Origin of the sequence: Neisseria perflava (assembly GCF_024170405.1) — a bacterium.
GTDB classification, from domain to species: Bacteria; Pseudomonadota; Gammaproteobacteria; order Burkholderiales; family Neisseriaceae; genus Neisseria; species Neisseria perflava_B.
Genome location: NZ_JALJYC010000016.1, coordinates 41,160 through 66,490, shown reverse-complemented (window position 1 = coordinate 66,490; position 25,331 = coordinate 41,160). Strand labels below are relative to the sequence as shown.

The 25,331-nt window shown below is 55.4% G+C and carries 29 protein-coding genes; 11 read left to right on the top strand and 18 right to left on the bottom strand.

Annotated elements, in window-relative coordinates; translation table 11 throughout:
* Positions 1-431: 431 nt before the first annotated feature.
* The 6 genes from J2T37_RS07300 to obgE form a co-directional block, all read right to left on the bottom strand.
* On the bottom strand, positions 432-1,175 hold the full coding sequence (locus J2T37_RS07300; RefSeq protein ID WP_253354946.1) for a lysophospholipid acyltransferase family protein: 744 nt from the start codon (positions 1,173-1,175) through the stop codon (positions 432-434).
* 75 nt (positions 1,176-1,250) lie between these two features.
* Positions 1,251-2,003 (bottom strand): GNAT family N-acetyltransferase, encoded by a 753-nt coding sequence (locus J2T37_RS07295; RefSeq protein ID WP_253354945.1) that lies wholly within the window; start codon positions 2,001-2,003, stop codon positions 1,251-1,253.
* Positions 2,004-2,201: 198 nt separating this feature from the next.
* Positions 2,202-3,614 carry a cysteine--tRNA ligase gene (cysS, locus tag J2T37_RS07290; protein ID WP_253354948.1) on the bottom strand — a complete coding sequence of 471 codons (1,413 nt, stop codon included), beginning with the start codon at positions 3,612-3,614 and terminating at the stop codon, positions 2,202-2,204.
* A gap of 55 nt (positions 3,615-3,669) precedes the next feature.
* Complete coding sequence (locus tag J2T37_RS07285; RefSeq protein ID WP_301286366.1) at positions 3,670-3,966, bottom strand: type II toxin-antitoxin system RelE/ParE family toxin; 297 nt, start codon at positions 3,964-3,966, stop codon at positions 3,670-3,672.
* Complete coding sequence (locus tag J2T37_RS07280; RefSeq protein ID WP_253354943.1) at positions 3,963-4,214, bottom strand: hypothetical protein; 252 nt, start codon at positions 4,212-4,214, stop codon at positions 3,963-3,965. The genes J2T37_RS07285 and J2T37_RS07280 overlap by 4 nt, the downstream gene beginning before the upstream one ends.
* A 70-nt stretch (positions 4,215-4,284) precedes the next feature.
* Positions 4,285-5,439, bottom strand: coding sequence for a GTPase ObgE (gene obgE, locus J2T37_RS07275; protein ID WP_253354942.1), 1,155 nt, complete (start codon positions 5,437-5,439; stop codon positions 4,285-4,287).
* Between the two features lie 277 nt (positions 5,440-5,716).
* Between obgE and sodA the strand changes: the two genes are divergently transcribed.
* Positions 5,717-6,340, top strand: coding sequence for a superoxide dismutase [Mn] (gene sodA / locus J2T37_RS07270; protein ID WP_253354941.1), 624 nt, complete (start codon positions 5,717-5,719; stop codon positions 6,338-6,340).
* A gap of 108 nt (positions 6,341-6,448) precedes the next feature.
* On the opposite strand, the gene J2T37_RS07265 is transcribed toward sodA, so the two are convergent.
* The 9 genes from J2T37_RS07265 to J2T37_RS07225 all read right to left on the bottom strand — a co-directional run bounded on the left by J2T37_RS07265 (position 6,449) and on the right by J2T37_RS07225 (position 12,177).
* Positions 6,449-6,937, bottom strand: coding sequence for a peroxiredoxin family protein (locus J2T37_RS07265; protein WP_253354940.1), 489 nt, complete (start codon positions 6,935-6,937; stop codon positions 6,449-6,451).
* Entirely contained in the window at positions 6,934-7,323 is a 390-nt protein-coding gene (locus tag J2T37_RS07260) for an acyl-CoA thioesterase (protein ID WP_253354939.1), read from the bottom strand. The genes J2T37_RS07265 and J2T37_RS07260 overlap by 4 nt, the downstream gene beginning before the upstream one ends.
* A 16-nt stretch (positions 7,324-7,339) precedes the next feature.
* On the bottom strand, positions 7,340-7,702 hold the full coding sequence (locus J2T37_RS07255; RefSeq protein ID WP_253354938.1) for a VacJ: 363 nt from the start codon (positions 7,700-7,702) through the stop codon (positions 7,340-7,342).
* Between the two features lie 316 nt (positions 7,703-8,018).
* Positions 8,019-8,897 carry an MlaA family lipoprotein gene (locus J2T37_RS07250; protein WP_253354937.1) on the bottom strand — a complete coding sequence of 293 codons (879 nt, stop codon included), beginning with the start codon at positions 8,895-8,897 and terminating at the stop codon, positions 8,019-8,021.
* Positions 8,894-9,175 carry an STAS domain-containing protein gene (locus J2T37_RS07245; protein ID WP_253354936.1) on the bottom strand — a complete coding sequence of 94 codons (282 nt, stop codon included), beginning with the start codon at positions 9,173-9,175 and terminating at the stop codon, positions 8,894-8,896. Before J2T37_RS07245 ends, J2T37_RS07250 begins: the two co-directional genes overlap by 4 nt.
* 10 nt (positions 9,176-9,185) lie before the next feature.
* On the bottom strand, positions 9,186-9,779 hold the full coding sequence (locus J2T37_RS07240) for an MlaC/ttg2D family ABC transporter substrate-binding protein (RefSeq protein WP_253354935.1): 594 nt from the start codon (positions 9,777-9,779) through the stop codon (positions 9,186-9,188).
* A 56-nt stretch (positions 9,780-9,835) separates the two neighbouring features.
* Positions 9,836-10,336, bottom strand: coding sequence for an outer membrane lipid asymmetry maintenance protein MlaD (gene mlaD, locus J2T37_RS07235; RefSeq protein ID WP_253354934.1), 501 nt, complete (start codon positions 10,334-10,336; stop codon positions 9,836-9,838).
* Positions 10,337-10,449: 113 nt separating this feature from the next.
* Positions 10,450-11,226, bottom strand: a complete 777-nt coding sequence (gene mlaE, locus J2T37_RS07230) for a lipid asymmetry maintenance ABC transporter permease subunit MlaE (protein WP_253354933.1) — start codon at positions 11,224-11,226, stop codon at positions 10,450-10,452.
* 150 nt (positions 11,227-11,376) lie between these two features.
* Complete coding sequence (locus tag J2T37_RS07225) at positions 11,377-12,177, bottom strand: ABC transporter ATP-binding protein (RefSeq protein WP_253354932.1); 801 nt, start codon at positions 12,175-12,177, stop codon at positions 11,377-11,379.
* A 421-nt stretch (positions 12,178-12,598) separates the two neighbouring features.
* On the opposite strand from J2T37_RS07225, the gene rpmE reads away from it, so the two are divergent.
* From rpmE to J2T37_RS11520, 5 genes are all read left to right on the top strand, one after another.
* The gene (rpmE, locus tag J2T37_RS07220; protein ID WP_253354931.1) at positions 12,599-12,814 is read left to right on the top strand and encodes a 50S ribosomal protein L31; all 216 of its coding nucleotides are present in this window, start codon (positions 12,599-12,601) and stop codon (positions 12,812-12,814) included.
* A gap of 140 nt (positions 12,815-12,954) precedes the next feature.
* Entirely contained in the window at positions 12,955-14,607 is a 1,653-nt protein-coding gene (locus J2T37_RS07215) for a glycosyltransferase family 39 protein (protein WP_253354930.1), read from the top strand.
* A 183-nt stretch (positions 14,608-14,790) separates the two neighbouring features.
* Positions 14,791-16,677: a tRNA uridine-5-carboxymethylaminomethyl(34) synthesis enzyme MnmG gene (gene mnmG, locus J2T37_RS07210; RefSeq protein WP_253354929.1), complete on the top strand. Its 1,887-nt coding sequence runs from the start codon at positions 14,791-14,793 to the stop codon at positions 16,675-16,677.
* Between the two features lie 82 nt (positions 16,678-16,759).
* A complete protein-coding gene (locus J2T37_RS07205; RefSeq protein WP_253354928.1) occupies positions 16,760-17,527 on the top strand; it encodes a DpnI domain-containing protein in 768 nt (255 codons plus the stop codon).
* Positions 17,528-17,564: 37 nt separating this feature from the next.
* Positions 17,565-17,696, top strand: a complete 132-nt coding sequence (locus J2T37_RS11520) for a hypothetical protein (RefSeq protein WP_301286365.1) — start codon at positions 17,565-17,567, stop codon at positions 17,694-17,696.
* Between the two features lie 94 nt (positions 17,697-17,790).
* Here J2T37_RS11520 and J2T37_RS07200 read toward each other — a convergent pair whose 3' ends face one another.
* Entirely contained in the window at positions 17,791-19,179 is a 1,389-nt protein-coding gene (locus J2T37_RS07200; protein WP_253354927.1) for an MDR family MFS transporter, read from the bottom strand.
* Between the two features lie 395 nt (positions 19,180-19,574).
* On the opposite strand from J2T37_RS07200, the gene J2T37_RS07195 reads away from it, so the two are divergent.
* The 5 genes from J2T37_RS07195 (at position 19,575) to J2T37_RS07175 (ending at position 23,349) form a co-directional block, all read left to right on the top strand.
* Positions 19,575-20,114, top strand: a complete 540-nt coding sequence (locus tag J2T37_RS07195) for a hypothetical protein (protein ID WP_253354926.1) — start codon at positions 19,575-19,577, stop codon at positions 20,112-20,114.
* Positions 20,115-20,235: 121 nt separating this feature from the next.
* Positions 20,236-20,859 (top strand): 16S rRNA (guanine(527)-N(7))-methyltransferase RsmG, encoded by a 624-nt coding sequence (gene rsmG, locus J2T37_RS07190; protein WP_253354925.1) that lies wholly within the window; start codon positions 20,236-20,238, stop codon positions 20,857-20,859.
* A gap of 167 nt (positions 20,860-21,026) precedes the next feature.
* Positions 21,027-21,800: a ParA family protein gene (locus J2T37_RS07185; protein WP_253354923.1), complete on the top strand. Its 774-nt coding sequence runs from the start codon at positions 21,027-21,029 to the stop codon at positions 21,798-21,800.
* Positions 21,801-21,937: 137 nt separating this feature from the next.
* Entirely contained in the window at positions 21,938-22,798 is an 861-nt protein-coding gene (gene hchA, locus J2T37_RS07180; protein ID WP_253354921.1) for a glyoxalase III HchA, read from the top strand.
* 248 nt (positions 22,799-23,046) lie between these two features.
* Positions 23,047-23,349 (top strand): DUF1330 domain-containing protein, encoded by a 303-nt coding sequence (locus J2T37_RS07175; RefSeq protein ID WP_253354908.1) that lies wholly within the window; start codon positions 23,047-23,049, stop codon positions 23,347-23,349.
* 84 nt (positions 23,350-23,433) lie between these two features.
* Here the strand turns inward: J2T37_RS07175 and J2T37_RS07170 are convergent, their stop codons facing one another.
* Both J2T37_RS07170 and rnhB read right to left on the bottom strand, forming a co-directional pair.
* Positions 23,434-24,534: an ABC transporter substrate-binding protein gene (locus J2T37_RS07170; protein ID WP_253354906.1), complete on the bottom strand. Its 1,101-nt coding sequence runs from the start codon at positions 24,532-24,534 to the stop codon at positions 23,434-23,436.
* 200 nt (positions 24,535-24,734) lie between these two features.
* Positions 24,735-25,325: a ribonuclease HII gene (gene rnhB / locus J2T37_RS07165; protein WP_253354904.1), complete on the bottom strand. Its 591-nt coding sequence runs from the start codon at positions 25,323-25,325 to the stop codon at positions 24,735-24,737.
* Positions 25,326-25,331: the final 6 nt, after the last annotated feature.

The following is a 25,331-nucleotide window of genomic DNA, read 5'->3' as shown; positions in this document are numbered from 1 at the left end:
GTGGCTGCCCGCTCTTATACTACGAAACGGATATGGAGATCCAAGGGTGCATTCTGAGGCAGGCAGCCTGTTTGGTTGCTATGATATATTGATTTTAATATACAAGGGTGCATGCCCCTGCATGCACGCGTTTTCCCATGCAAAGGCCGTCTGAAACAAGATTCGTTCAACCCAAACGGTAAAATCTCAATCCTATTTTTCAGACGGCCTTCCCTACCTTTCTCCTACCGCAATCACATTACCAACCACCGCAAACTGCGTGCGTGCCTCGGCACACCCTACGGCTGCGGATAAGTGTACACGTAGGTTGGGTCTTGACCCAACGCATACTGAAATGCCAAAAAATGTTGGGTCAAGACCCAACCTACACGTATTTCCCAATACTATGCCGTCTGAAAGTCCTGTTTTCAGACGGCATTTCTGTCTCTCCCCTATCCCGATTCCCGCTGCTTCGCTTCCAACAATCCCCGCACTCTTTTCGCGCACTCATGCCGCTCGCCCGTCGGCACGACGGCGGGCAGGAAATGCAGTTCTACCGTGCTGCTTTTTTGGCTGCAAATCGTTTTAATGGACTGCCACAGGCTGATGTCGCCGTAGTAGGCGGCGGGGTTGGGGCTGCTGCCGTCGGCATTGGGATAGCGGCACAACACGGGGAAAAACGGCACATCCGCGTCAAAGGCGGCTTGAAAAAAGCTGCTTTTAAACGGCAGGATATGGCAGCCTTCGCTGCTGGTGCCTTCGGGAAACAGGGTAACGGTGTCGCCGTTTTTTAAGGCTTCGGTAACGGTGCGCAATTTGCTGCCGTTGCCGCTTTTGTCTTTATAGCGGGCGACGTACACGGTTTGCGCTTGGGTGGCGAGGTAACCGATAAGCAGCCATTTGGCAGCATCGTCTTTGGCGACAAAACGATTTGGAAAGGCGGCGTTGACGGCCATAATATCGAGCCATGAAATATGGTTGCAAATCAGCATTTGCCCCTGCGTGCGCGTGGGCAGCGTGCCGTAGGTTTTCAGCGTCATGCCGCAGGCGGCGAGTACGCGGCGCGACCAGATTTGGATGGCGCGCAGTTTGCGCGGAGCGCTGTAAAAGGGAAACAGGAAAAACATTTCGGCCATGCCGTATAACACGCAGCAGGCGATACGGAGCAGGCGGAAAATCAGGCGGAGTGCGGTCATAGGCGGTGGGGGTTGGGAAAGGCCGTCTGAAAAAATTATCGGATGCGTTTTTCAGACGGCCTCAATCAGGAATCATCAAACCGTCGGCGCAAAGCGTTGCAGATAGCGGTTATTCAATTGGGAAATGTCCATCATAATCAGCACATCGGCGCAGTTGAAGGCTTCGTCCACGCAGGGTTCGCCGCAAAACCACGCGCCGGCTTTGAGGTAGCCTTTAATCAGCGGCGGGCATTCGGGGTTGGCCGACGGGGTGAGTTTTTCCCATTTGAGCGGGTTGAGCGGGCGCACGCGCCATTGCTCGGGGGCGAGGTATTTCGGCTTGAGCGCGTGATACAGACCCGCCGCGTCATGGCCGCCGTCGAGCGTGCTGACGCTGCCGCAGCCTATCATAAAGCGCAGGTTTTTCTCTTTCATAAATTTCATCAAGCCCGTCCACAGCAGCATAATCAGGCCGCCGTGTCGGTAGTCGGGATGAATGCAGGCGCGGCCGAGTTCGACCGTGTCTTGCATAATACCGGCCAGCGGCGACAAATCGAATTCGCCGGCGCTGTACCACGCACCGACTGCTTTCGCGCCCTCTTCGGTCAACAGGCGGTAGCAGCCGACCACTTCGCCGGTGGCTTCGTCAAAGGCCAGCAGATGGTCGCAATGCGCGTCGTAACGATCCACATCGCACCCATCGTCGCTTTTAATATCCGCGCCGAGCTCTTCGGCAAACACGCGGTAGCGCAGGCGCTGCGCGGCTTCGATTTCCTGCTGCGTTTCGGCCAGACGCACGCTCAGGCCGATTTTCGGGTCTTCGGCGTTGAAACGTGAAGAATTGGTCATAAAACTTCCTTGATTCATCGGGTCTTCTGATGGGCGGCTTCGTGCGACACGGCACACAACCCACGGTTTCGGCGCGGATTTTAACACGAACAGGCTTTATCTGCGCCCATCGCGTTGTCAGCAAAAAGCAAATTTTGGCAACAGTATGCAAATCAAAAAAAGCTGACAACATCCTTGTCTGCTTTTTCATCGCTGCGCTTAACTGCGACGCCAAGTCGTGCCGCCTGCACCGTCTTCCAAGATAATCTTGGCGGCGTTCAGCACATCGCGGATACGGTCGGATTCCGCCCAGTTTTTATCGGCACGCGCCTGCTTGCGCGCTTCAATCAGCGCGTCGATTTCTTCATTGCTGAGGCCGTCTGAAACCGTGTTGCCGCCTTGCAGAAACTCCGTGGCGTCGCGTTGCAGCAAGCCCAATACGCCGCCCAATGCTTTGAGGCAGCCCGCCAGTTCCGCGCTGCCGCTGCGGTTGGTTTCGCCCGCCAGTTCAAACAAGACCGCCACGGCTTCCACGGTATTGAAATCGTCGTCCATCGCGGCGAAGAAACGGCGGGTGTAGCCGTTGGCTTCCGCGCTCAAAGCGAATTCGGACGGCGCGGTGTTTTTCAGCGTGGTGTAGAGGCGGGTCAAGGCGCCTTTGGCGTCGTCCAGATGCGCGTCGGAGTAGTTCAGCGGGCTGCGGTAGTGGGCGCGCAGGATGAAAAAGCGCACCACTTCGGCATCGTATTGTTTCAGCACTTCGCGGATGGTGAAGAAATTGCCCAGCGATTTGGACATTTTTTCGCCGTCTACGCGGATAAAGCCGTTGTGCAGCCAGTATTTGACGTGGCTGGCGATGGTTTTGCCGCCGTGGTCGTGGCCGCAGGTATGGCCGAGCGCGCCCACGCTTTGGGCGATTTCGTTTTCATGGTGCGGAAACTGCAAATCCGCGCCGCCGCCGTGGATGTCGAAGGTGTCGCCGAACAGGTTTCCGCCCATGGCCGAACATTCGATGTGCCAACCCGGGCGGCCTGCCCCCCACGGGCTCTCCCACGCCGGTTCGCCCGCTTTGGCGGCTTTCCACAACACAAAATCCAGCGGGTCGCGTTTGAAACCGTCTACCTCCACGCGCTCGCCCGCCCGCAGATCGTCCAGCGATTTGCCGGAAAGCTGGCCGTAGGCGGCAAACTCGCGCACGGCGTAATATACGTCGCCGTTGTCCGCCGCATATGCCTTGCCTTTGGCAATCAGCGCTTCAATCATGGCAATCATCTGCGGGATATGCGCGGTGGCCTTGGGCTCGACATCGGGGCGCAACACGCCCAGTGCGTCGGCGTCTTCGTTCATCGCTTCGATAAAACGCGCGGTCAATTCGCCTATGGTTTCGCCGTTTTCGGCGGCGCGGGCGATGATTTTGTCGTCGATGTCGGTAATGTTGCGCACATAAGTGAGCGGATAACCGCTCTGACGCAGCCAGCGGGCAATCATGTCAAACACCACCATCACGCGGGCATGCCCGAGGTGGCAGTAGTCGTACACCGTCATGCCGCACACATACATGCGCACGTTTTCGGGATTTAGCGGGGAAAAAGGTTCTTTTTGGCGGGTTAGGGTGTTGTAGAGGTTTAGCATGGTAAATTTGGAAATATTAATAAAAGGAGACAATAGGGGAGGCCGTCTGAAACATTCAGACGGCCTGTAATGATTCTCCGTGTAATTGCCGTGTTGATTTCAGCGCCACAATCCAGAAAATATCATCTTGTATTTCATACACAATCCGATATTTGCCGTGGATGGGAAACAGCTCGCACGTATTCGGAATCAGGCCGGTTTTGCCCATGCGCGGGTTGGCGGCGGCAAGCTCGATTAGCCGTTCAAATTCGTTGAGGTATTTCTCAGCGCTGGCCACACCAGAAAAATCAGCAACTTGGGATAATATGGTCATCAGTCCTTCTTCGGCTTCGTTTGACCATCGGATATTCATTGTGCCGCTTTCCCGCGCAGCATATTGCGGGCGCGACTTACTGCGTCATCATGTGATACGGAGCGCCCTGCGGCAATATCTGCCCGTCCGCGTGCAACTGCGGCGGAAAGCTCGTCGTATTCGCGCTTTTGTTCGATATAGCTGTCAAACATTTTCAGCAGCAGGCTGCTTTGGCTCTCGCCGGTTTCCTGCTCCAATTTGGCTAAAGCCGCCGCACGGCTGGGACTGAGTTCGATTTGGGCAAGCATCGTACACTCCTTAGGATAAACAGGCCGTCTGAAACACGATAACAAATTTTTCAGACGGCCTCAATCTCAATCACTCTGCCAAAAACACACTGGTATCCGTTTTCGGCTGCTGCGCGGCGATTTCCTGCTGTTCGGCGGCTTTGGCTGCTTCTTCCTCCAACGCGGCCAAGCGTTTTTTCTCGCTCAGGTATTGGTTGATTTGGCGCACCAAATCCTGCGTGCCCTGATGCGCCAAGGCGCTGATTTTAAACAGGCGCGGGGTGGTCATGTCGAATTCGAAGCGGTCGTCGGGCGCGGGATAGTCCCAGCCGATTTGTTTGAGAAACTCGGCAGTACGCGCTTCGGCTTCTTCTTCGTCGAGCATATCGAGTTTGTTGAGCACCAGCCAGCGCGGTTTGTCGTAAAGCTCGGCATCGAATTTGCGCAGCTCTTCCACAATCGCCAGCGCTTCTTCGGCGGGGTTGACGCTCTCGTCAAACGGTGCCAAATCGACCACGTGCAGCAAGAGGCCTGTACGTTGCAGGTGTTTCAGGAAACGGTGTCCCAAGCCCGCGCCTTCGGCAGCGCCTTCAATCAGGCCGGGAATATCGGCCATCACGAAGCTGTGGTTTTCGTCGAGGCGCACCACGCCCAAGTTGGGGTGCATGGTGGTAAACGGGTAATCGGCGATTTTCGGGCGGGCGGCGGAAACGGCGGTAATCAGCGTGGATTTACCGGCGTTCGGCATACCCAAGAGGCCGACGTCGGCCAAGACTTTCAATTCCAGTTGCAGCGAACGCGCTTCGCCTTCTTCGCCCGGCGTAGCCTGCTTGGGCGCACGGTTGACCGAGGATTTGAAGTGGATATTGCCCAAACCGCCTTTGCCGCCGCGCGCCAACACCACGCGTTGGCCGTGGTGGGTGAGGTCGGCAACGATTTCGTCGGTGTCCAAGTCGCGGATGAGCGTGCCGACGGGCATTCGCAGTTCGATGTCGTCTGCGCCAGCGCCGTAGCGGTCGGCACCGTGGCCTTTTTCGCCGTTTTTGGCTTGGTAGCGTTTCACAAAACGGTATTCCACCAGCGTATTCAGGTTTTCATCGGCCACCGCCCATACGCTGCCGCCTTTGCCGCCGTCGCCGCCATCGGGCCCGCCGCGCGGCACGAATTTTTCACGGCGGAAACTCGCCGCGCCGTTGCCGCCTTTGCCGGCCACCACTTCGATTTTTGCTTCGTCAATAAATTTCATGTGTCTTCTCAAGGGTTTTCAGACGGCCTTTGGTCAAATGTGAGCCGTCTGAAAGATATTCGGATATGTCGCGCATTATAAAGGATAAGCGGCTGTTTGTCGGCATATTCTCGGCGCGGCCGCGTGCAAAAGCCGCTTTGTGTAAACGGGTGCAAAACCGCTCTTTCCCTGATAGCCTGCGGGGGCTTTCCTGCTTGCGCAGTGTTATAATACGCATTACTATCTTCAAATTGTCAAAGATATTTTTCACCACACCCACAACCGTAAGGAGAACACAATGGCTTATACATTACCCGAATTGGGCTATGCCTACGACGCTTTGGAACCGCATTTCGATGAAATGACCATGAACATCCACCACAGCAAACACCATCAGGCTTACGTTAACAACGCCAACGCCGCCTTAGAAAGCCTGCCTGCGTTTGCCGATTTGTCTGCCGAAGAGCTGGTTGCCCGTCTGAGCGAACTGCCCGCCGACAAACAAACCGTTTTGCGCAACAACGCCGGCGGCCATGCCAACCACAGCTTCTTCTGGAAAATCCTGAAAAAAGGCACGACTCTGCAAGGCAAACTGAAAGCCGCCATCGAGCGCGATTTCGGTTCGGTAGAAGCCTTCCAAGCCGAGTTTGAAAAAGCCGCCGCTTCCCGCTTCGGCTCAGGCTGGGCATGGCTGGTTGCCGACGAAGGCCGTCTGAAAGTGGTTTCCACCCCCAACCAAGACACCCCGCTGATGGGCGAAGCCGTGGCCGGTTGCAAAGGCTACCCGATTATCGGCTTGGACGTTTGGGAACATGCCTACTACCTGAAATTCCAAAACCGCCGCCCGGACTACATCAAAGAGTTCTGGAACGTGGTCAACTGGGACGAAGCCGAAAAACGCTTTGAAAGCGTGGGCGCTTAATCCGGTTTGCCGGTCATAAAAAAGCGGACTTAATGTCCGCTTTTTTATGCTTCCAAGGCCGTCTGAAAATCATCTGTTTTCAGACGGCCTTAGCATATCGAAATTGGCTTATTTCGCCAATTCCCTATCAATCTCCCGATACAACTCGGTAAAATCCGGTTCGCCGACAAAAGTCTTCAGCACTTCGCCTTTTTTGTTAATCAGAAACGAGGTCGGGTACACCTGCGTACCGAAGGCTTGCGCGGCGGCTTTGTCGCCGTCGTACATCACGGTAAACGGCAGGCCGTATTGCTTGACGTATTCATGTACGCTCGCCAGCGGGTCGATGGGTTCGGCGATACCCAAAACCTGAAAATCCTTGCCCTGATAGTCTTTCGCCATTTTGATGACTTTGGGCATTTCGCTCACGCAGCCGGGGCAGGAAGGAAACCAAAAATTGATAAAGGTCACTTTGCCCTGCAAATCGGCATTGGCAACAGGCTTGCCGTTTAAATCGGCGAGGGAAAAGGCAGGTGCGGGTTTGTTAGCGGGCATAAGGACAAACGCCAGCAGTGCGCCGACAATCACGACGGCGGCAAGGGTCAGCAGTTTTTTCATAGAGAAGAGAAAGCTTGCAGGGTGGTTAACAGGGTTTCTGGCATACGCACGGCGCGGCCGCTGCTGCCGTCCACCGGCATAATGGTAATGTCGGCTTCTGCCGCGCTTTTACCGCTTGCGGCCAGCAAAATGGTTTGCCGCACCAAAAAATGACGTACCGTCAGCTCTTTGATTTCGCTGATGATTTGCAATTCAACACCGTCCACGGCAGGGCGGCGGTAGCGGATGTCGATACGCGCCACCACCAGCTGCAAACCGCCGGGCAGCGGCAGCAAGCCGTGTTGCTCGAAAAACAGCCAGCGCGCTTCTTCGAGAAATTCGAGGTAGCGCGCATGGTTGACATGGCCGTAGCCGTCGAGATGGTAATTGCGCACACGGATCTTCATCGGCGGTTGAATCCGGTTAATTCAGGGTCAGCGGGCGGAATTCTTCCCGCGCCAATGGCTCGCTTTCCAAATCGGTAATCACGGTGGAAAGCTGGATATCGAACCATTCGTTGAAAATATCCGCGTGCAAATCCGGCCATTCCCGCTCGTCTTCGCACCAGTCGGCCAGCTCTGCGGCAAAAATATCTTCAAAACGGCTTTCGATTTCGTCCCACACTTCATCGGCGGTTTCGCACGGGCGCACCAGATAGGAATTGGCGTCCGCCTGTAAATCTTCCAAGCTCAATCCGGCCAGATGGTTGCCCGGCAGGGATTGCAGCCAGTTCCAAAACGGCTCCAGCGGAATCAGCAGGAAAACGCTGCGGTTGACTTCGTACATGGCGGTGTCCTTTTTAAGTGTTTAAACGTGGTGCGATGATGATATAGCAAAGGCCGTCGGATGGAAAGGCCGTACCACAGGCAGGCTTCGCATGCTGAAAACGGCGCTATCCGGCATTTTCAGACGGCCTTTATCATCAAACGCAAGCTCGGGATAAGCATTTTAAATATTTTTATTATTTTCAGAATGATACAACATCACAGCAGCCGGAAAATCGCCAAATTTTCGTCATTAGCTGCGTAATTCCGCCTGAAATTTTAAAAGATATTTTATCTGCTTATCCCGAACTCACGCTATTGAGATTGCGATATGGTTTTTAATACAAGCGGATCATGCCGTTTTGAACCGGCTGTATCTCTGCCCAATCGCGTTGTGCGCGTTCGGCTTCGTCCAGCTGCGCGGCTTCGCTTGAAGTGTCACTGACTGCGTGTTCTGCTGCATCACCAGCAGCAGGCGCAGGGCTGCTGCTGCCACTGTCCACCAAATCGTCGATATCAATGTCGTCATCGGGCTTGGCGGGTAGTTTGCCGCCGGTCTGCTTGCTGCGCACACCCATGTACAAATCGCGGGTGTAGCTGTATTTGTCGATGGCGGCGCCTTCCAAACTGTCAGTCAGGTCAAGCAGACCCTCGCGGGTGCTGATTCCGCGCACACCCACCGCCGTCCAACGTCCGGCTGTGGTTTTAAACACGGCATTCTGCACGGGATAAACCGCCGCTGCCGCCGTACCCACGGTATCTCGTACGGTCGAAGGGCCCAGCAGCGGCACCACAAAATAATTGCTGTTTTTCCAGCCCCACGAAGCGAAGGTATCGCCGAGGGTATTTTTATTGTTCGGCACGCCGCCCGCTCCGGCGATGTCAATCAACCCGCCCAAACCGAAGGTGGTATTGATGCCGACACGCACCAAATCTTCGCTGGCGCGTTTAATGTCGAGGCGCAGCAGGTTGCTGCCGAAGCTCTGCACGTCACGCAGGTTGTTGAAAAAATTGCTGACGCCGGTACGCACCGGCTGCGGCGTAATTTTGCGGTAGCCGCGTGCCACCGGCGTCATGATGTATTTATCGGCTTTGTCGTTAAACTTGGACACGGCTCGGTTGTACGGCTCGTAGGGGTCGGCAGGATTGCGTTCGGCCAGCGCAGGCTGGGCGGCAAACAAGGCAATCAGCAGTAAGGGGGCGGCGGTTTTTTTCATGAGGAAAACACCCAGTCTTTGATGTCGTACAATTCGGCCAAAGCCTTGACCGATTCGGGAATGTGGCGCAGCTCGATTTGCTGCGGTTTCAGGCGCAGCGCGGTCAGGAGCAGCGACACGCAGGCGGAATCGGCGCGGCTGACGGCGCTGAAATCCACGGCGGTAATGTCGTTCAGACGGCATTGCTGCTCGAATTTTGCATACACGGAGCCGGTCACGGTTTTAACCGTGACTTCGCCGCTGATATAAAGCACGCCGTTGCGGGGTTCGGAATTCATAGTCGCTTCTTTATTTTTTGCCGCTGTTTTTGGCTTTCAAATCGGCAATCAAGCCATCAATGCCTTTGGCTTTCACGGTTTCACCAAACTGGTTGCGGTACACGGTAACCAGGCTCGCGCCTTCCACGGCGACGTTATACACGCGGTAGCGGCTGCCGCTTTGATAGGTAGTGAAATCCATGTTGACCGGTTTTTCGCCCGAGGTGCTGACTTCGACGCGAACCACAATTTCTTTGCCGCCTTTATTCACCACGGGATTGTTTTTCACATCCACTTTGGCGTTTTTGAATTTCATCATGGTGCCGGAGTAGGTGCGGATAAGCAGGGTTTGGAACTCTTTAGTCAATGCCTGCTTCTGCGCGGCATTGGCGTTGCGCCACGGGCTGCCCACGGCCAGCGCGGTCATGCGTTCAAAATCAAAATACGGCAGGGCGTAAGCTTCTGCTTTGCGGCGGGCGCTATCTTCACTGCCCTGTTTCAGAATAGACAAGACTTGGGTGGCGTTTTGACGGATTTGGTTCACTGCGTCGGCGGGCGCAGCCACTGCCAGACTGATGCTCAACAAGCCGATACTCAGGGCGCTGAAGAAGGCGGATTTTTTCATATTCGGTTTTCCTTATTTATGTGGTAGGTAAGTGGTGTGTTTGAGATTATCGGAATTTATTCGGCGGTTTCAGCCTTGCTGCCGCCATCGCCTGAGGCGTTTTTCTCGGCAAAGCTGGTCATAAATTTACCGATTAAGTTTTCCAATACCATCGCCGAGCTGGTGATGGAAATCGTGTCGCCATTGGCCAGATTATCCGTATCACCGCCTTGCTGCAGGCCGATGTATTGTTCGCCCAGCAAGCCGGAAGTCAGGATTTGCGCGGAAACATCGCTGCTGAACTGGTATTGTTTATCCAAATTCAGGCTGACTTTGGCCTGATAGCTTTTCGGATCGAGCGTAATCGAACCGACTCGGCCGACCAACACCCCCGCCGATTTTACCGGCGCACCGGCTTTCAGACCGCCGATGTCGCTGAAATCAGCATAAACGGTGTAGGTATTGCCGTTACTGCCGACAGCCGAACCACCCGCCACACGGAAGGCGAGAAAACCAATCGCCACCGCGCCCAGCAACACAAACAAACCTACCCAAAATTCTAAAACATTTTTTTTCATCGGATTTTCCAGAGAGTGAGCCGCCGCGTTTGGAATAAATAAAAAGAAACGCGGCAGCGTAAAGTATCGGGGATTGCCCCAAGTATTTCTTATGAGCGGATTTTTCAGACGGCCTAACCGGTAAACATCCAAGCCGTCAGCACAAAGTCAATCGCCAAAATCGTCAGCGCGGAGGACACCACCGTGCGCGTGCTAGCGCGTAAAATGCCTTCCGAAGTCGGCACGCAGTGGAAACCCTGATGTACCGCAATCAGCGTTACCGCCACGCCGAAAGCGGCGGATTTAATCAAACCGTTGGCCACATCGTAGCTCCAAGTAATATTGCTCTGCATCTGCGTCCAGTAGGTGCCGTTGTCCAGCCCCAGCCACTGCACGCCGACCAGATAGCCGCCGAACACACCCGCCACGTTGAAAATCGAAGCCAGCAGCGGCATGGAAAACACGCCCGCCCAAAAGCGCGGCGCGACCACGCGGGCGACGGGATCAACCGCCATCACGTTCATCGCCTCGAGCTGCTCGGTGGTTTTCATCAGGCCGATTTCGCTGGTCATCGCGCCGCCCGCGCTGGAAGCGAACAAAATCGCCGCCAGCACCGGGCCGAGTTCCCGCAACAGAGAAGCCGCCACCATAAAGCCGAGTGCGGATTCCGCTTTAAACTTAACCAGTTGCGTATAGCCCTGCAAACCCAGCACCATGCCGACAAACAGGCCGGATACGGCGATAATCAACACCGACATCACGCCGGAAAAATACACCTGACGGATACTCAGGCGCGGGCGGGTAAACGCGGTCGCGGATTTTGCCAAAATTTGCAGCAAAAACAGCGTCACGCTGCCGAGCGAGCGGATAAAAGCGAGCGTTTTCGCGCCCGTAGCTTGGATAAAATTCATATCGTATTTTTCAGACGGCCTCATATGCCGCATAGGGCGGGTTGCAAACCCGCCAAGTTTCTATTCAAGTTCATTATATTGATGATGACGGGTTAATACCCGCCCTACAACTTTTTCAGACGGCCTGTATGCCGTCTGAAAACCGTTTGCCTAGCCCAACAAATCCTGTTGCAGCGTGGTTTGCGCCGGATAGCGGAAAGCCACCGGCCCGTCGGCTTCGCCGCCGACAAACTGTTTCACCCACGGCGAATCCAGTTCGCGCATTTCTGCCGGACTGCCGGAAAACAGAATTTCGCCGTGCGCCAAAAAAATCACCTGATCGACGATTTGCAGCGATTTTTCAATATCGTGCGTGATCATCAGGCTGGTGGAACGCAGGGCTTTGTTGACGCGCTTAATCAAAGTGGCAATCACGCCCAGCGAAATCGGGTCGAGACCGGTAAACGGCTCGTCGTACAACATCAATTCAGGGTCAAGCGCGATGGTACGCGCCAGCGCCACGCGCCGCGCCATGCCGCCGGACAATTCGGCCGGCATCAAATGCTCCACGCCGCGCAACCCGACGGCATTGAGTTTCAACAGCACCAAATCGCGAATCACCGCTTCGGGCAAGGCCGTCAGCTCGCGCATGGGAAAGGCGATGTTGTCGTACACCGACAAATCGGTAAACAGCGCCCCCTGCTGGAACAATACCCCCATGCGGCGGCGGTGTTCGTAAAGCTCAGCATTAGAAAACGCCGCCAAATCGCGCCCTTCCACCAATACCTGCCCGCTTTGCGGCTTGATTTGGCCGGTAATCAGGCGCATGAGCGTGGTTTTGCCGCTGCCCGAACCGCCCATGATGGCCGCAAAATCCCCTTGCTTCACGCAAAAATTGATGTTTTTCAGAATGACGCGCTCGCCGTAAGCAAACTGCACGTCTTTCATTTCGATAAAAGGGGTCGGGTTCATGGGAAACAAATTACGTTCAATGATGTATTTTAATTTCAGCATTTTAACGGCTTGCCTGATTTTGGGCAATTTTCAGACGGCATAGGCGGGCAATATTGTGTTAAAACGCGTGAATCGCAAATGCTGCCTATCTATCCCAAGGTGTACCAAACGGACAACAACCTACATCATCCGCCCCGCCAAGGCCGTCTGAAATCTGCAAACAGAATCCAGCCGCATAGCCATGCGGCGTGTCATTTTGCAACATCCCTCAGCCGCCCATCCGCCCACATCCAAGCAAAACCGTAACGCAAACACTATTGTAAAACTACCCTCCACACCCAATATCCGCTTGACGAAACGGGAAAAAATCGCAATAATTCCCCGCTTGTCTTGAAGTATAGGCAAAACCCCTATACCCGCTTAATCGAAAGGAAATCACATGAAACAAGGTATCCACCCTAACTACCACGACATTACCGTTACCTGCTCTTGCGGCAACAAATTCGTGACCAAATCTGCGATGGAAAAAGACAGCTTCAGCATCGAGGTTTGCTCTCAATGCCACCCGTTCTACACCGGTACCCAAAAAATCGTAGATACCACCGGCCGTGTGGACAAATTTACCCAAAAATTCGGCAACCTGTTCAAACGCTAATCCCGTTTGGCAGCAGCCAAGAAAAGACCGCTTCGGCGGTCTTTTTTGCGTTTTCAGACGGCCTTTTCCGGCCAGCCGATTCCTGCCGTGTTGAGAATTTGTTACACTAACGGCTGACTTTCATTTTTCAAGCGCCGTCCATGCTGACCTATACCCCGCCCGAATCCCGCCCGATTGCCAAAACCCACGAACAGCCGTGGCTGCTTCTGCTGATGGCGTTTGCCTGGCTGTGGCCGGGCGTGTTTTCCCATGACTTGTGGAACCCGGCCGAGCCCGCGCTGTTTGCCGCCGTGGATGCCCTGAGAAACGGCGCTTCGCCGTGGGTGGCCAATGTATTGGGACAGCCTGATTTTCATATCTCACCGGTCTATCTGTGGGTAGCGGCGGCCTTGCAAAACCTGCTGTCGCCGTGGATTACCGACGCTTATTCCGCCACCCGCTGCGCCAGCGTCTTGTTTACCGTTATCGGTTTGACCAACTGCGGCTTTGCCGGTTTCAACTTTTTAGGCCGGCACCACGGCCGCAGCGTGGTCTTAATCCTTATCGGTTGTATCGGCCTGCTGCCGATGACGCATTTTTTAAACACGCTGTCGGTAGATTTCGCCGCACTCGGCCTGCTGCTGAACGGTTTTTCCCTGATACACCGCCGCGTGATTTTTGCTTCCCTGCTGCTGGGCTTGGGCTGGGCGCTGCTGTCGCTGTCGTCCGGCTTCGCTCTGCCGCTGGTTTTGATGGCGCTGGCGCTGCTCTTGCCGCTGCACCCGCAATGGCGTTTCAAACGCTATTACATCGGTCTCTTGGCGGCCTTTATCTTGGCCGTGCCGCTGATGTCGGTGTATCCGCTGGCCTTGTATCATCTGCAACCGGCAGATTTTTCCCTGTGGCTGAACCGCTACGCGCTGGGCGCATTCGGCGGCCTCTATCATTTTCAGACGGCCTTCCATCTGCCCTATTACCTGAAAAACCTGCTCTGGTTCGCCCTCCCCGCCTGGCCGCTGGCTGTTTGGACGCTTACCCGGACGCCGCTTCATTCGCAACGCTGGAGCGTGTTGGCGGTGGCATGGATTGTCGTGGTACTGGCGCTGCTGGCCGTTACCCCACGCACCTTCCAAGACTATCTGGTGTGGCTGCTGCCGCCGATGGCCTTGCTCGGTGCGGCGCAGCTTGACGGTTTGCGCCGTGGTGCGGCTGCATTTATCAACTGGTTCGGCATCATGACTTTCGGCCTGTGCGCCGCGTTTTTGTGGGTCGGTTTTTACGCCATGAACTACGGCTGGCCGGCTAAATTGGCCGAACGCGCCCACTATTTCAGCCCGTATTACGTTCCCGAAACCGACATCATGCCGATGATTGTCGCCATTTTGTTCACCCCGCTGTGGCTGTGGGCGATTACGCGCAAAAACATCAAAGGCCGCCAAGCCGTGACCAACTGGGCGGCGGGGGTAACGCTGGTTTGGGCGCTCATGATGACGCTGTTTTTACCGTGGCTGGACGCCGCCAAAAGCTACGCCCCCGTGGTGCGCCAAATGGAAGCCGCGCTGCCGCCCGAATTGGCGCAACAGCTGACCGACGGCACGGCCTGTATCAGTATCGCTTCCGCCGACCGCCGCGCAATGTTGGCATGGACGGAATACAGCCGTCTGAAACTGCATACCGACGACACCGCCTGCCGCTACCGCCTGACCGAACAATCCAAAACCAGCGCCGCGCCGCCGGGCTGGATTACCCTCTGGCAAGGCGCGCGCCCGCGTAATAAAGTGGAAGGCTTTGCGCTGTTGCAACAAGCAGACTGATACGGCAAAGGCCGTCTGAAAATATCTTTTTTCAGACGGCCTTCTCTCTATCTCAGACTGCGGTTTTACCGCTGTGCCAAAACAGCGTACAATCCCACCCCAATTTTCAAATAATTGTTTTCAGACAGCCTTTCATGCAGCAAAGGCCGTCTGAAAACCGCTCAAAAAAAAGCTGAAACACACATGATCTACCCCAAAACCTATGATGTTATCGTTGTCGGCGGCGGCCACGCCGGTACGGAAGCGGCGCTGGCGGCGGCGCGTATGGGCGCGCAGACGCTGCTGCTCACCCACAATATCGAAACCCTAGGCCAAATGTCGTGCAACCCCTCCATCGGCGGCATCGGCAAAGGCCATCTCGTACGCGAAGTGGATGCGCTCGGCGGCGCAATGGCGCTGGCGACCGATATGTCGGGCATCCAGTTCCGCCGCTTAAACGCCAGCAAAGGCGCGGCGGTAAGGGCGACGCGGGCGCAGGCCGATCGTTTGCTGTATAAGGCCGCCATCCGCGAAATGCTGGAAAATCAGGAAAATTTGGAACTCTTCCAGCAGGCGGTGGAAGACGTGACCCTTGAGGGCGAGCGCATCAGCGGCGTGATGACCGCGATGGGCGTGGAGTTTAAAGCGCGTTCGGTGGTGCTCACCGCCGGTACGTTTCTGGCGGGTAAAATCCACATCGGTTTGGAAAACTACGAAGGCGGACGCGCGGGCGACCCAGCCGCCAAAGGCTTGTCAGGCCGTCTGAAAGAATTGAACCTGCCCGTATCGCGCCTGAAAACCGGCACGCCGCCGCGTATCGACGGGCGCAGCATTGATTTTTCCGTATTGGAAGAGCAGCCCGGCGACACGCCCGTGCCCGTGATGTCGGTGCGCGGCCATGCGGATATGCACCCGCGCCAAGTATCCTGCTGGATTACCCACACCAATCTGCACACCCACGACATCATCCGCAGCGGTTTCGACCGCAGCCCGATGTTTACCGGCAAAATCGAAGGCGTCGGCCCGCGTTACTGCCCGTCGATTGAAGACAAAATCAACCGCTTCGCCGACAAAGACAGCCACCAGATTTTCCTCGAGCCCGAAGGCCTGACCACCCACGAATACTACCCCAACGGCATCTCCACCAGCCTGCCGTTCGACATCCAAATCGCCCTCGTGCGCTCGATGAAAGGCTTGGAAAACGCCCACATTCTGCGCCCCGGCTACGCCATCGAATACGACTATTTCGATCCGCGCAACCTCAAAGCCAGTTTGGAAACCAAAACCATTCAGGGCTTGTTTTTCGCGGGGCAGATTAACGGCACCACCGGCTACGAAGAAGCCGCCGCGCAAGGCTTACTGGCAGGCGCGAACGCCGTGCAGTACGTGCGCGGACAAGACCCGCTGCTGCTGCGCCGCGAGCAGGCTTATTTGGGCGTACTCGTTGACGATTTGATTACCAAAGGCGTGAACGAGCCCTACCGCATGTTCACCAGCCGCGCCGAATACCGTTTGCAACTCAGAGAAGACAACGCCGACATGCGCCTGACCGAAGACGGCTACAAAATCGGCCTGGTTTCAGACGGCCAATGGCGCGCATTCAACGAAAAACGCGAAAACATCGAGCGCGAAATCCAACGTCTGAAAAGCACTTGGTACACACCGACCAAACTCGCCGAAAGCGAACAAATGCGCGTATTCGGCCAAAGACTCAGCCGCGAAGCCAACCTGCACGACTTACTGCGCCGCCCCAACATTGACTACGCCGCGCTGATGACCCTGCCCGAGGCGCAGCCTGAAACAGCCTTGAATGCCGATGTGACCGAGCAAGTGGAAATCCAAGTCAAATACCAAGGCTACATCGACCGCCAGCAGGACGAAATCAACAACCGCCGCGACATCGAAACGCTAAACCTGCCCGCCGATATTGATTACAGCAAAGTCAAAGGCCTGTCGGCCGAAGTGCAGCAGAAACTCAACCAACACCGCCCCGAAACCGTCGGCCAAGCCAGCCGCATTTCCGGCGTCACCCCCGCCGCCATCGCCCTGCTGATGGTGCACTTGAAACGCGGGTTTAAAGACGCCAGATAAAGTTTTTCAGACGGCCTTGAGAAAGAGGCCGTCTGAAAATGCGTGGATACCCACGATACCGATACGGATATGTTAGACAACCATGATGTTAAATTTTGATTCGACGTCAGTAAGCCGTTACCACAACGCTCGGCAAACCATTCGCGAATTAACCGAAAACTGGTTGGGTGCAAACGGCTACTGTCCGAATTGCGGCTGTGCGCCCATAACCAAATTTGAAAACAACCGGCCGGTTGCCGATTTTTTCTGTCATGCATGCGGCGAACAATTTGAATTAAAAAGCAAAGCAGGTTTGTCCAACGGCAAAAAAGTACCCGATGGCGCTTACCACACTATGATTACCCGCATACAGGCCGATGACAGCCCCAATTTCTTCTTTTTAGCCTATAAAAAAGCCGATTATTCAGTTCAGCAGCTGATTCTCGTGCCTAAGCACTTTATCACCACGGGCATGATTATTCCGCGCAAGCAGGCATTACAAGGCCGTCCCAATTATCTGATGTGCGATATGGACATCAGCAGCCTGCCGCAAAGTGGACGGATTTATCTGATTCATCAGGCGCAAATCGTTGACCCTGAAACCGTTTGCCGCCAATGGCAGGCCAACCTCTTTTTACGCCAGCAAAACGTAGAAAAGAAGGGATGGCTGCTGGCGATTATGCGCTGTATCGACACTTTACCCGATTCATTTCATCTGGCTCAGCTCTATGAATTTGAAGCACAGTTAAAACGGAAATTCCCGGAAAACAACCATATCAAAGACAAAATCCGGCAGCAGTTGCAAATTTTACGCGACCAAAACATCATTGAGTTTACCGCCTGCGGACAATACCGGAAAATCACAGGCTGACTGCGGCATACACATTTTTAAACGAAAGGAAACTTCCATGACCGAACAAGACTTCGATTTAGACAACCTCGATACCCTGTTAGACGATTTTGACGGCGTGACCGTCGAAGGCGGCGTGGACGCCGAACAGCAAGATGACAACTGCGTCGGCGGCGCGTGTAAGATTTAATCTGTCCAAGCGCTGATATAGATTCAGATATTCAGACGGCCTGTTATCCCAGTGATAACAGGCCGTCTGAATGTTTCGGCATGGCAAGCCGGCGTTAGGTTTTTTTCTGCCCCAGTGCCGTCCACACGCTCAATGCGCCGATAACGGCCAATACCGCCAGCAACCAAAAAGCATGGCTGCTGCCGGTCATGGTGGCGGCGGCCAAATCGTCGGGGCGGGCGTTTTGCGCGGCGGCAACGATACCGGCGCATACGGAAGTGCCGACGGCGCCGCTCAACTGCTGCAAGGTATTGACGACGGCGTTACCGTCGGCGGATTGTTCTTTGGGCAGCTGCGACAGGCCGTAGGTCATGCTGTTGCCGACGCCGAAACCCTGCCCTAACGTAAACACCACATAAAAGCCCATAAACAGCGCGGTGGTCAGCTGGTGGGAATAGCTGCCGAATAAGAATGTTGAAATAATCAGCAATACTGCGCCGGTCAGAATCGGTTTTTTTGCGCCCAAGCGGTCGAACATCTGTCCGCTGACGGGCGCAATCGCCGCGCCGACCAAACAGCCGGGTAAAAGCAGCATACCGGCAATGGTGGTGCTGCTGTGCGACACCAGCTGCGCGTAGCTCGGAATCAGGTAGCCCAGCGACAACACGTTAAACTGGGTAATCAGGATAAACACCAGCGCGCAGACAAAGGCTTTGTTGCGGAACACCTGCAAATTGACCAGCGGCGTAGCCGAACGCAGCGATTTGACGGCAAAAGCGGCCAGGGCAACGGCGGCAACGGCAAACAGCCCCAATACATTCACGCTCAACCAGCCGTAAGACGAGCTTTGCTCGGTGGCGAAAATGAAGGCGGTAAAGCCGACAGCCACCAAAAGATAGGCGGGCGAGTCAAACGGCTCGTTTTCTTTCTCGCCAATCGGCGTAATGGCAGTCGCGCCCAAGCCCAAGGCAATCAGCAGCAGCGGCAGCAACACGATAAAAATCATACGCCAACCGTAGGCTTCGACCACAAAGCCGCCCAGCACCGGGCCGACCGCCGGCGCCATGGCGCAAATCAGCGAGGCAATGCCCATCATCAGGCCGATTTTACTGCGCGGCGCCTGTGCCAAAATAATGTTGAACATCAGCGGCAGAGCAATCCCCGTACCCGCGCCCTGCAACAGGCGGCCGAGCAGCAACATGCCGAAACCGGGCGCAAACACGCACACCAGCGTGCCGCCGATAAACAGCGCGGCGGCGGTGAGAAACAAAGGCTTGGCCGCAACGCGCTTTTTCAAAAACGACGACAGCGGAATCACCAGCGACAAGATCAAAAGATAACCCGTGGTCAGCCATTGCACGGTAGAAGTGCCCACGCCCAATTCTTTCATCAGCGTGGGGAAAGTCACGTTCATCGCGGTTTCGCTGACCACGCCGGAAAACGACATCAGTGCGGCGGCCGCCACCGCGCACAGCAGGCGGGTGCTGATTGTTTCTTCGTTCATCACATCATTCCTGTAAAGCATTGAGCCCTTATTCTAACCCAAAGGCCGTCTGAACCGTTTGCGCAACATCGGGTTACAGCGTTTTTCAGACGGCCTCCGACAAAACCATACAAAACCATTATGCCGACGCGTATATAATTTGTATCCGCCGCGCAACACCGCGCCTCCGATTCGTCCAAACGCCACGCCCATACCGTTCAGCAGCCACCAATCGGCAAAACGCCTTGACAGACAGGCTATTTCTGCCAAATTCATGCCCTTTCCCGCCATGACCGATGACTTTTTTTAAGAAAGCGCCGATAAAATTTGCATAACGCTGCAAAAAGCTAACCCGGAAAGCAGGTACATTATTGCCCGTAGCAACACCACCTGCTTATCTTATAAGGACGATAAAAATGTTTACCACTTCAATCAAATCCGCCATCGGTTTAGGTCTGGCCGGTATTACTGCTGCCACCAGCCTGAGCGGTTGCATGATTTCAGACAACCCCGCCGTTAACACCATCGCCACCGTTGCCGCCGTCGGCACCGTGGCCAGCCTGATTTACAGCGTCAGCGACGGCTACTACTACAACTATTCAGACGGCCACTACAACCGCATGCCGCGCGGCTACCGTCCGGACAGCGGCGTCGATATTATGCGCGTCAACGACATCGGCAGCTACCGCCAACAATATCCGCACGGCCCGGGTCGCATGAACCAAGGCGGTATGCAGCAAGGCCAACGCCCGCAACAGCCGGGTCAACAAGGCCAGCAGCGCCCGCAAATGCAACAAGGCCAAATGAACGGCCAACGCCCGCAAATGCAGCCGGGTCAACAACGTCCGCAGCAAATGCAGCAACAGCAACGCCCCAACAACCAACAGCGTCCGCAACAACAGCAACGCCGCATGCCGGACAACAACGGCAACAACCCGTTTGAGCGCAACAATTAATTGCGTTAATCAAAGCCTATGCCGTCTGAAACCCGTTTTCAGACGGCATTTTGTTATCCGCAGTTTTCAGACGGCCTGATTTTCCGTTACCATAACGCCATTCAATCCTTTGGTAAGCCCCATGAACCACGCGCAACAACTGCAAAACGGCATTGCCGCCATGAATTTGGCCGTCAGCCCCGAACAACAGGCCAAACTCTTAGCCTATGTCGAACTCCTGAAAAAATGGAACAAAACCTACAACCTCACCGCCCTGCGCGATGAAATCCTGATGATCAGCCACCACCTGCTCGACAGCCTTACCCTGCTGCCCTATATCGGCAGCGCGCAAACCATGCTGGATGTCGGCTCCGGCGGCGGACAGCCCGGCATACCCGCCGCCATCTGCCGCCCCGACGTAGAAATTACCCTTTTGGATGCCAACACCAAAAAAACCTCGTTTCTGCAACAGGCCGTTATCGAATTGGAATTGAAAAACGTGCGCGTCGTCAGCGGCCGCGTGGAAGCGGTCAAAGATTTTCAAGCCGACCTGATTACCAGCCGCGCCTTTGCCGAACTCGCTGATTTTGTAAACTGGACGGCGCATTTGCTGCAAGACAACGGCCGCTGGGCAGCGATGAAAGGCGTGTATCCGCACGACGAAATCGCCCGCCTGCCCGATTTTGTGCAGGTGGATAAGGTGGAAGAGCTGCATGCGCCGCAGTTGGAAGGCGAGCGGCATATGGTGCTGATGAGTAAGAAATAATGCCGACGGTTGAATGCCTGCCATTGTTGGGTTTGCAATCCAACCTACGTCTGCTGCAAAATAACCGCCGCCTGGTTTTCAGACGGCCTCCCGCCCTCTTCCTACCCATCTCAAACAAATAACGGTACAATCCAAGCCATACTGACTATTTTCCTACCGGCAAAACCATGAGCGCACATATCCTCGCCGTCGCCAACCAGAAAGGCGGCGTCGGCAAAACCACCACCACCGTCAACCTCGCCGCCTCCCTCGCCGCGCGCGGCCAGCGGGTTTTGGTCATCGACCTCGACCCGCAGGGCAACGCCACCACCGGCAGCGGTATCGACAAGGCCAGTTTGGAAGACGGCGTGTATCAGGTGGTATTGGGCGACGTGGACATCCAATCCGCCGTTATCCGCAGCGACAGCGGCGGTTATGACGTGCTCGGCGCCAACCGTGCGCTGGCGGGCGCAGAAATTGAATTGGTGCAGGAAATCGCCCGCGAAATCCGTTTGAAAAACGCCTTGCTGGTAGTGGCCGACGATTACGATTTCGTACTCATCGACTGCCCGCCCTCGCTGACCCTGCTCACGCTCAACGGCCTCGTAGCCGCCAACGGCGTGATTGTGCCGATGTTGTGCGAATATTACGCGCTGGAAGGCATTTCCGATTTGATTGCCACTGTGCGCAAAATCCGTCAGGCCATCAATCCGCAGCTCGATATTACCGGCATTGTGCGCACCATGTACGACAGCCGCAGCCGCTTGGTGGTGGAAGTGAGCGACCAGCTCTACCAACACTTCGGCAAGCTGATGTTTGAAACCGTGATTCCGCGCAACGTGCGCCTCGCCGAAGCCCCCAGCCACGGCCTGCCCGCGCTGGCCTACGACCCGTCGGCCAAGGGCACGCAGGCTTATCTGGATTTGGCCGACGAATTGCTGGCGAGGTTGGGTAAAGCCTGATTCTTCCCCCCATTTTTACGGCAAAACACACAGGCCGTCTGAAAAAACCGCGTATCCTTACACGGCTTTTCAGACGGTCTTTTGCCGTTGCGCTATAATTCCCTATATATTTTATCAACAATAACGAAAGCACCGTCATGAGCGAATTAAGCAAACAACCCGTCCCCGACCGCGCCGAATACAACGCGTTTTTCCCGTCCGAATATTCATTGAGCGTGTACACCGCGCCGAAAACCGATTTTGACGGCGTGAAATTCAGCCAGCCCTACACCGGCGGCAAATACAAAATCCTGATGATTGCCACCGACGAGCGCTATCTGCAAATGCAAAACGGCAAGCTCTTTTCCACCGGCAACCACCCCGTAGAAACCCTGCTGCCCATGCTGCATATCCACGAAGCCGGTTTTGCCATCGACGTCGCCACCCTTTCGGGCAATCCGGCCAAGCTGGAAATATGGGCAATGCCGTCTGAAGACGAAGCCGTGCAAAATATTTTCCAAACCTACCTGCCGCAGCTGCAAAAACCGCTGAAGCTGGCCGATGTCTTGCCGCAGGTTTTGGCGGAAGATTCGCCGTATTTGGGCGTGTTTATCCCCGGCGGACACGGCGCGTTCAACGCCATTCCCGAAAGCCGCGAAGTGGCGCAAATCCTGCGCTGGGCGGTAAGCAACGACCGCTTTATCATCACCCTCTGCCACGGCCCGGCGGCGCTGGCGGCCTGTGCGCAAGACGGCGAGTTTCCGTTTAAAGGGTACGAATTATGCGTGTTCCCCGATTCCTTAGACGAAGGCGCCAACATCGCCATCGGCTACATGCCCGGCCGCCTGCCGTGGCTGGCTGCCGAGCGTTTGCAGGAATTGGGCATGACTGTGCTCAACCAAGACATCACCGGTAAAGTGCACCGCGACCGCCAACTCTTGACCGGCGACAGCCCGCTGGCCGCCAACGCATTGGGCATTTTGGCGGCGGATACGCTGCTGGCTGCGGCTAAAGCGTAAGTGCCCGAGGGTTCAGGCCGTCTGAAACCCGGATTTTCAGACGGCCTTGCCGTTTGCCCCGAAAAAACTAACGCACGCCGACGGTTTAATCCCCTAGGGTGGGCACCTGTTGCCCACGCAGTTACAATGTTCAATCAATAATCAACCATATCGCGATATGACATCGCGTGGGCAACAAGTGCCCACCCTGAGCGATACATATTTTTCAGACGGCCTCGCCGTTTTTTCAATTCAACAAGGAGTTCCCTATGGCTGCTTATGCCGTTTTTATCCGTGACAAAATGCTCGACCAAGCCGAATACGACCGCTACATCCGCGAAGCCTCGCCTTCCGTGGCGCAATATCACGGCGAAATCATCGTCTTCAACGGCTTGGCCGAAACCATCGAAGGCGGACACACCGACGGCTCGGTCATCATCAAATTCCCCGACATGGCCGCCGCCCGCGCTTGGTACAACAGCCCTGAATATTCCGCCTACAAATCCATCCGCATCAACGCCACCGAAGGCCGCGCCGTGTTGCTGGACGGATTTGAAATGCCCAAGGCTTAATAAAACGCAACCCGCGTAAAGAAGCAAAAAAGGCCGTCTGAAAGCAGAAATCTGTTTTCAGACGGCCTTTTTTCTCACTGCCGATCAGCGCAAGGCTTTGACCGGGGTAAAGCCCAATACGCCAGCAGAGGATTCGCCCTGCACATCGCCGACATACAAACCCACTTCGGCGCGGAAGCGTTCAACGGCGGCGCAGTCGGCCATAAAGCGTTCAAACGCTTTCAGATTGGCATTCGGGTATTGCCAGATGTGTTTGTAACCGGCAGGCGGCGCGACATCGGTACGCACCGACCACATATACCACACGTTTTCCTGCGTGTCTTTATCCAGCAGCCAGCTCAGATACAGCTTGGCGGCGGCAGGGTGTTTGGCGTCTTTTAAAATCGCCGCACGCTGCGCCCAAGCGACAAAGCCGTCTTTTTCAGGCAACACAAAGCGCGATTTGGCCGAAGCGTCAGGTTTTAGCATACCGTCGGTGCTGAAAGTGGCGGCATATTTGCCTGACTCCACTTCATCGGCCGGGGCTTGTGTGCCGCGCACAAAATGCGGCTGCTGTTGCATAAATTTGCCCAACCACTGCCAGCCATGGCGGTCGATGGTCTGCTTGTACCAGAACAATACCGCGTCATCGTCGTTCGGATAGGTGGAAATAATTTTGCCCTTCAAAGCCGGATTAAGATAATCATCGGCCTCACGCGGCGCTTTTATGCCGCCCAAGGAGCTTTGGTTGGATACATTGCTGAATGCGTCCACAAACACGCCTGTCCACGCGCCGTCTTTGTCTTTGAAATCTCGATAGACCTTATCCCAACCCAGCGGTTTGTAGTTCAGCAGTGCGCCTTCGGCTTTCCAGCGCGGGAAGTCTTGCAAGGTTTGCAGTTGTACCACGTCTGCCGTCACATTTTTATTCGCCAACTGCCAATCAATACGCGCATCATGCACCTTGCTGTAGTCCACCACTGCATCCAGCGTGATACCGGGAAAACGCTTCTCAAACGCAGCCTTAATGCCGTTTTGCTGCTCCGGCGTATCGCCGCCGGCATACACCACCAGCTTACCGCCTTCCTGCAATGCGGCCTGATAAAGCTGCTCCATGCTCTGTTTTTCCAAACCGACCGCCTGCACCTGCGCCGTTGCGGTTAACGCAGCCAGTCCGACCGCCATCAGTACATTTTTCGCTTTCATTGTTTATCCTCTTGGAAGCAGACAGTCGGGATAACTGCCTTGATGAAGCGTATTTTACTGATTACACAAAAAAGAACAATTCTTATTTTTAAAACAAACCATCAACAAAGAAGAAACAATCAAATCAATTTTCAACGCAAAAAGGCCGTCTGAAAAACATAAACACTCTGCTTTTCAGACGGCCTTTTGCATGTCTCCGCTTATTCAAACAAGCGCCCCTGCGCCAACAAATTTTTCACCGGCGCAAAGTCTTTGCGGTGTTCCGGCAACACGCCGTATTGCTGCAAGGCGGCGAGGTGTTGCGGCGTGCCGTAGCCTTTGTGTTTGTCGAAACCGTATTGCGGATAACGCGCCGCCAGCGCATACATTTCGGCGTCGCGGGCGGTTTTCGCCAATACGGACGCGGCGGAAATGGCCATGATTTTGCTGTCGCCTTTGACCACTGCTTCGGCCTCCACGCCCAAATCCGGCGGCACGCGGTTGCCGTCTATCCACACTTTGTGCGGCGTAACCGCCAAGCCTTTGACCGCCCGCGCCATCGCCCGCATGGTGGCGTGCAGGATATTGTATTCTTGGATTTCGGCGGGGTCGGCACTGGCCACGCTCCACGCCACGGCCTGCGCTTTAATCATCGCCGCCAGCGTATCACGCTTTTTTTCGCTGAGTTTTTTCGAGTCGGTCAGGCCGGGCAAATCGTAATCGGCGGGCAGAATCACGGCGGCGGCAAACACGCTGCCAACCAGCGGCCCGCGTCCGGCTTCATCGACACCGGCAGAAAGGAATACAGTCATGGTAAA

Excerpts from the sequence above, each read along its gene's own strand:
- J2T37_RS07300 (WP_253354946.1), bottom strand. The coding sequence starts at position 1,175 with ATGACCGCACTCCGCCTGATTTTCCGCCTGCTCCGTATCGCCTGCTGC.
- J2T37_RS07295 (WP_253354945.1), bottom strand. The coding sequence starts at position 2,003 with ATGACCAATTCTTCACGTTTCAACGCCGAAGACCCGAAAATCGGCCTG.
- cysS (WP_253354948.1), bottom strand. The coding sequence starts at position 3,614 with ATGCTAAACCTCTACAACACCCTAACCCGCCAAAAAGAACCTTTTTCC.
- J2T37_RS07285 (WP_301286366.1), bottom strand. The coding sequence starts at position 3,966 with ATGAATATCCGATGGTCAAACGAAGCCGAAGAAGGACTGATGACCATA.
- J2T37_RS07280 (WP_253354943.1), bottom strand. The coding sequence starts at position 4,214 with ATGCTTGCCCAAATCGAACTCAGTCCCAGCCGTGCGGCGGCTTTAGCC.
- obgE (WP_253354942.1), bottom strand. The coding sequence starts at position 5,439 with ATGAAATTTATTGACGAAGCAAAAATCGAAGTGGTGGCCGGCAAAGGC.
- sodA (WP_253354941.1), top strand. The coding sequence starts at position 5,717 with ATGGCTTATACATTACCCGAATTGGGCTATGCCTACGACGCTTTGGAA.
- J2T37_RS07265 (WP_253354940.1), bottom strand. The coding sequence starts at position 6,937 with ATGAAAAAACTGCTGACCCTTGCCGCCGTCGTGATTGTCGGCGCACTG.
- J2T37_RS07260 (WP_253354939.1), bottom strand. The coding sequence starts at position 7,323 with ATGAAGATCCGTGTGCGCAATTACCATCTCGACGGCTACGGCCATGTC.
- J2T37_RS07255 (WP_253354938.1), bottom strand. The coding sequence starts at position 7,702 with ATGTACGAAGTCAACCGCAGCGTTTTCCTGCTGATTCCGCTGGAGCCG.
- J2T37_RS07250 (WP_253354937.1), bottom strand. The coding sequence starts at position 8,897 with ATGAAAAAAACCGCCGCCCCCTTACTGCTGATTGCCTTGTTTGCCGCC.
- J2T37_RS07245 (WP_253354936.1), bottom strand. The coding sequence starts at position 9,175 with ATGAATTCCGAACCCCGCAACGGCGTGCTTTATATCAGCGGCGAAGTC.
- J2T37_RS07240 (WP_253354935.1), bottom strand. The coding sequence starts at position 9,779 with ATGAAAAAATCCGCCTTCTTCAGCGCCCTGAGTATCGGCTTGTTGAGC.
- mlaD (WP_253354934.1), bottom strand. The coding sequence starts at position 10,336 with ATGAAAAAAAATGTTTTAGAATTTTGGGTAGGTTTGTTTGTGTTGCTG.
- mlaE (WP_253354933.1), bottom strand. The coding sequence starts at position 11,226 with ATGAATTTTATCCAAGCTACGGGCGCGAAAACGCTCGCTTTTATCCGC.
- J2T37_RS07225 (WP_253354932.1), bottom strand. The coding sequence starts at position 12,177 with ATGAACCCGACCCCTTTTATCGAAATGAAAGACGTGCAGTTTGCTTAC.
- rpmE (WP_253354931.1), top strand. The coding sequence starts at position 12,599 with ATGAAACAAGGTATCCACCCTAACTACCACGACATTACCGTTACCTGC.
- J2T37_RS07215 (WP_253354930.1), top strand. The coding sequence starts at position 12,955 with ATGCTGACCTATACCCCGCCCGAATCCCGCCCGATTGCCAAAACCCAC.
- mnmG (WP_253354929.1), top strand. The coding sequence starts at position 14,791 with ATGATCTACCCCAAAACCTATGATGTTATCGTTGTCGGCGGCGGCCAC.
- J2T37_RS07205 (WP_253354928.1), top strand. The coding sequence starts at position 16,760 with ATGATGTTAAATTTTGATTCGACGTCAGTAAGCCGTTACCACAACGCT.
- J2T37_RS11520 (WP_301286365.1), top strand. The coding sequence starts at position 17,565 with ATGACCGAACAAGACTTCGATTTAGACAACCTCGATACCCTGTTAGAC.
- J2T37_RS07200 (WP_253354927.1), bottom strand. The coding sequence starts at position 19,179 with ATGAACGAAGAAACAATCAGCACCCGCCTGCTGTGCGCGGTGGCGGCC.
- J2T37_RS07195 (WP_253354926.1), top strand. The coding sequence starts at position 19,575 with ATGTTTACCACTTCAATCAAATCCGCCATCGGTTTAGGTCTGGCCGGT.
- rsmG (WP_253354925.1), top strand. The coding sequence starts at position 20,236 with ATGAACCACGCGCAACAACTGCAAAACGGCATTGCCGCCATGAATTTG.
- J2T37_RS07185 (WP_253354923.1), top strand. The coding sequence starts at position 21,027 with ATGAGCGCACATATCCTCGCCGTCGCCAACCAGAAAGGCGGCGTCGGC.
- hchA (WP_253354921.1), top strand. The coding sequence starts at position 21,938 with ATGAGCGAATTAAGCAAACAACCCGTCCCCGACCGCGCCGAATACAAC.
- J2T37_RS07175 (WP_253354908.1), top strand. The coding sequence starts at position 23,047 with ATGGCTGCTTATGCCGTTTTTATCCGTGACAAAATGCTCGACCAAGCC.
- J2T37_RS07170 (WP_253354906.1), bottom strand. The coding sequence starts at position 24,534 with ATGAAAGCGAAAAATGTACTGATGGCGGTCGGACTGGCTGCGTTAACC.
- rnhB (WP_253354904.1), bottom strand. The coding sequence starts at position 25,325 with ATGACTGTATTCCTTTCTGCCGGTGTCGATGAAGCCGGACGCGGGCCG.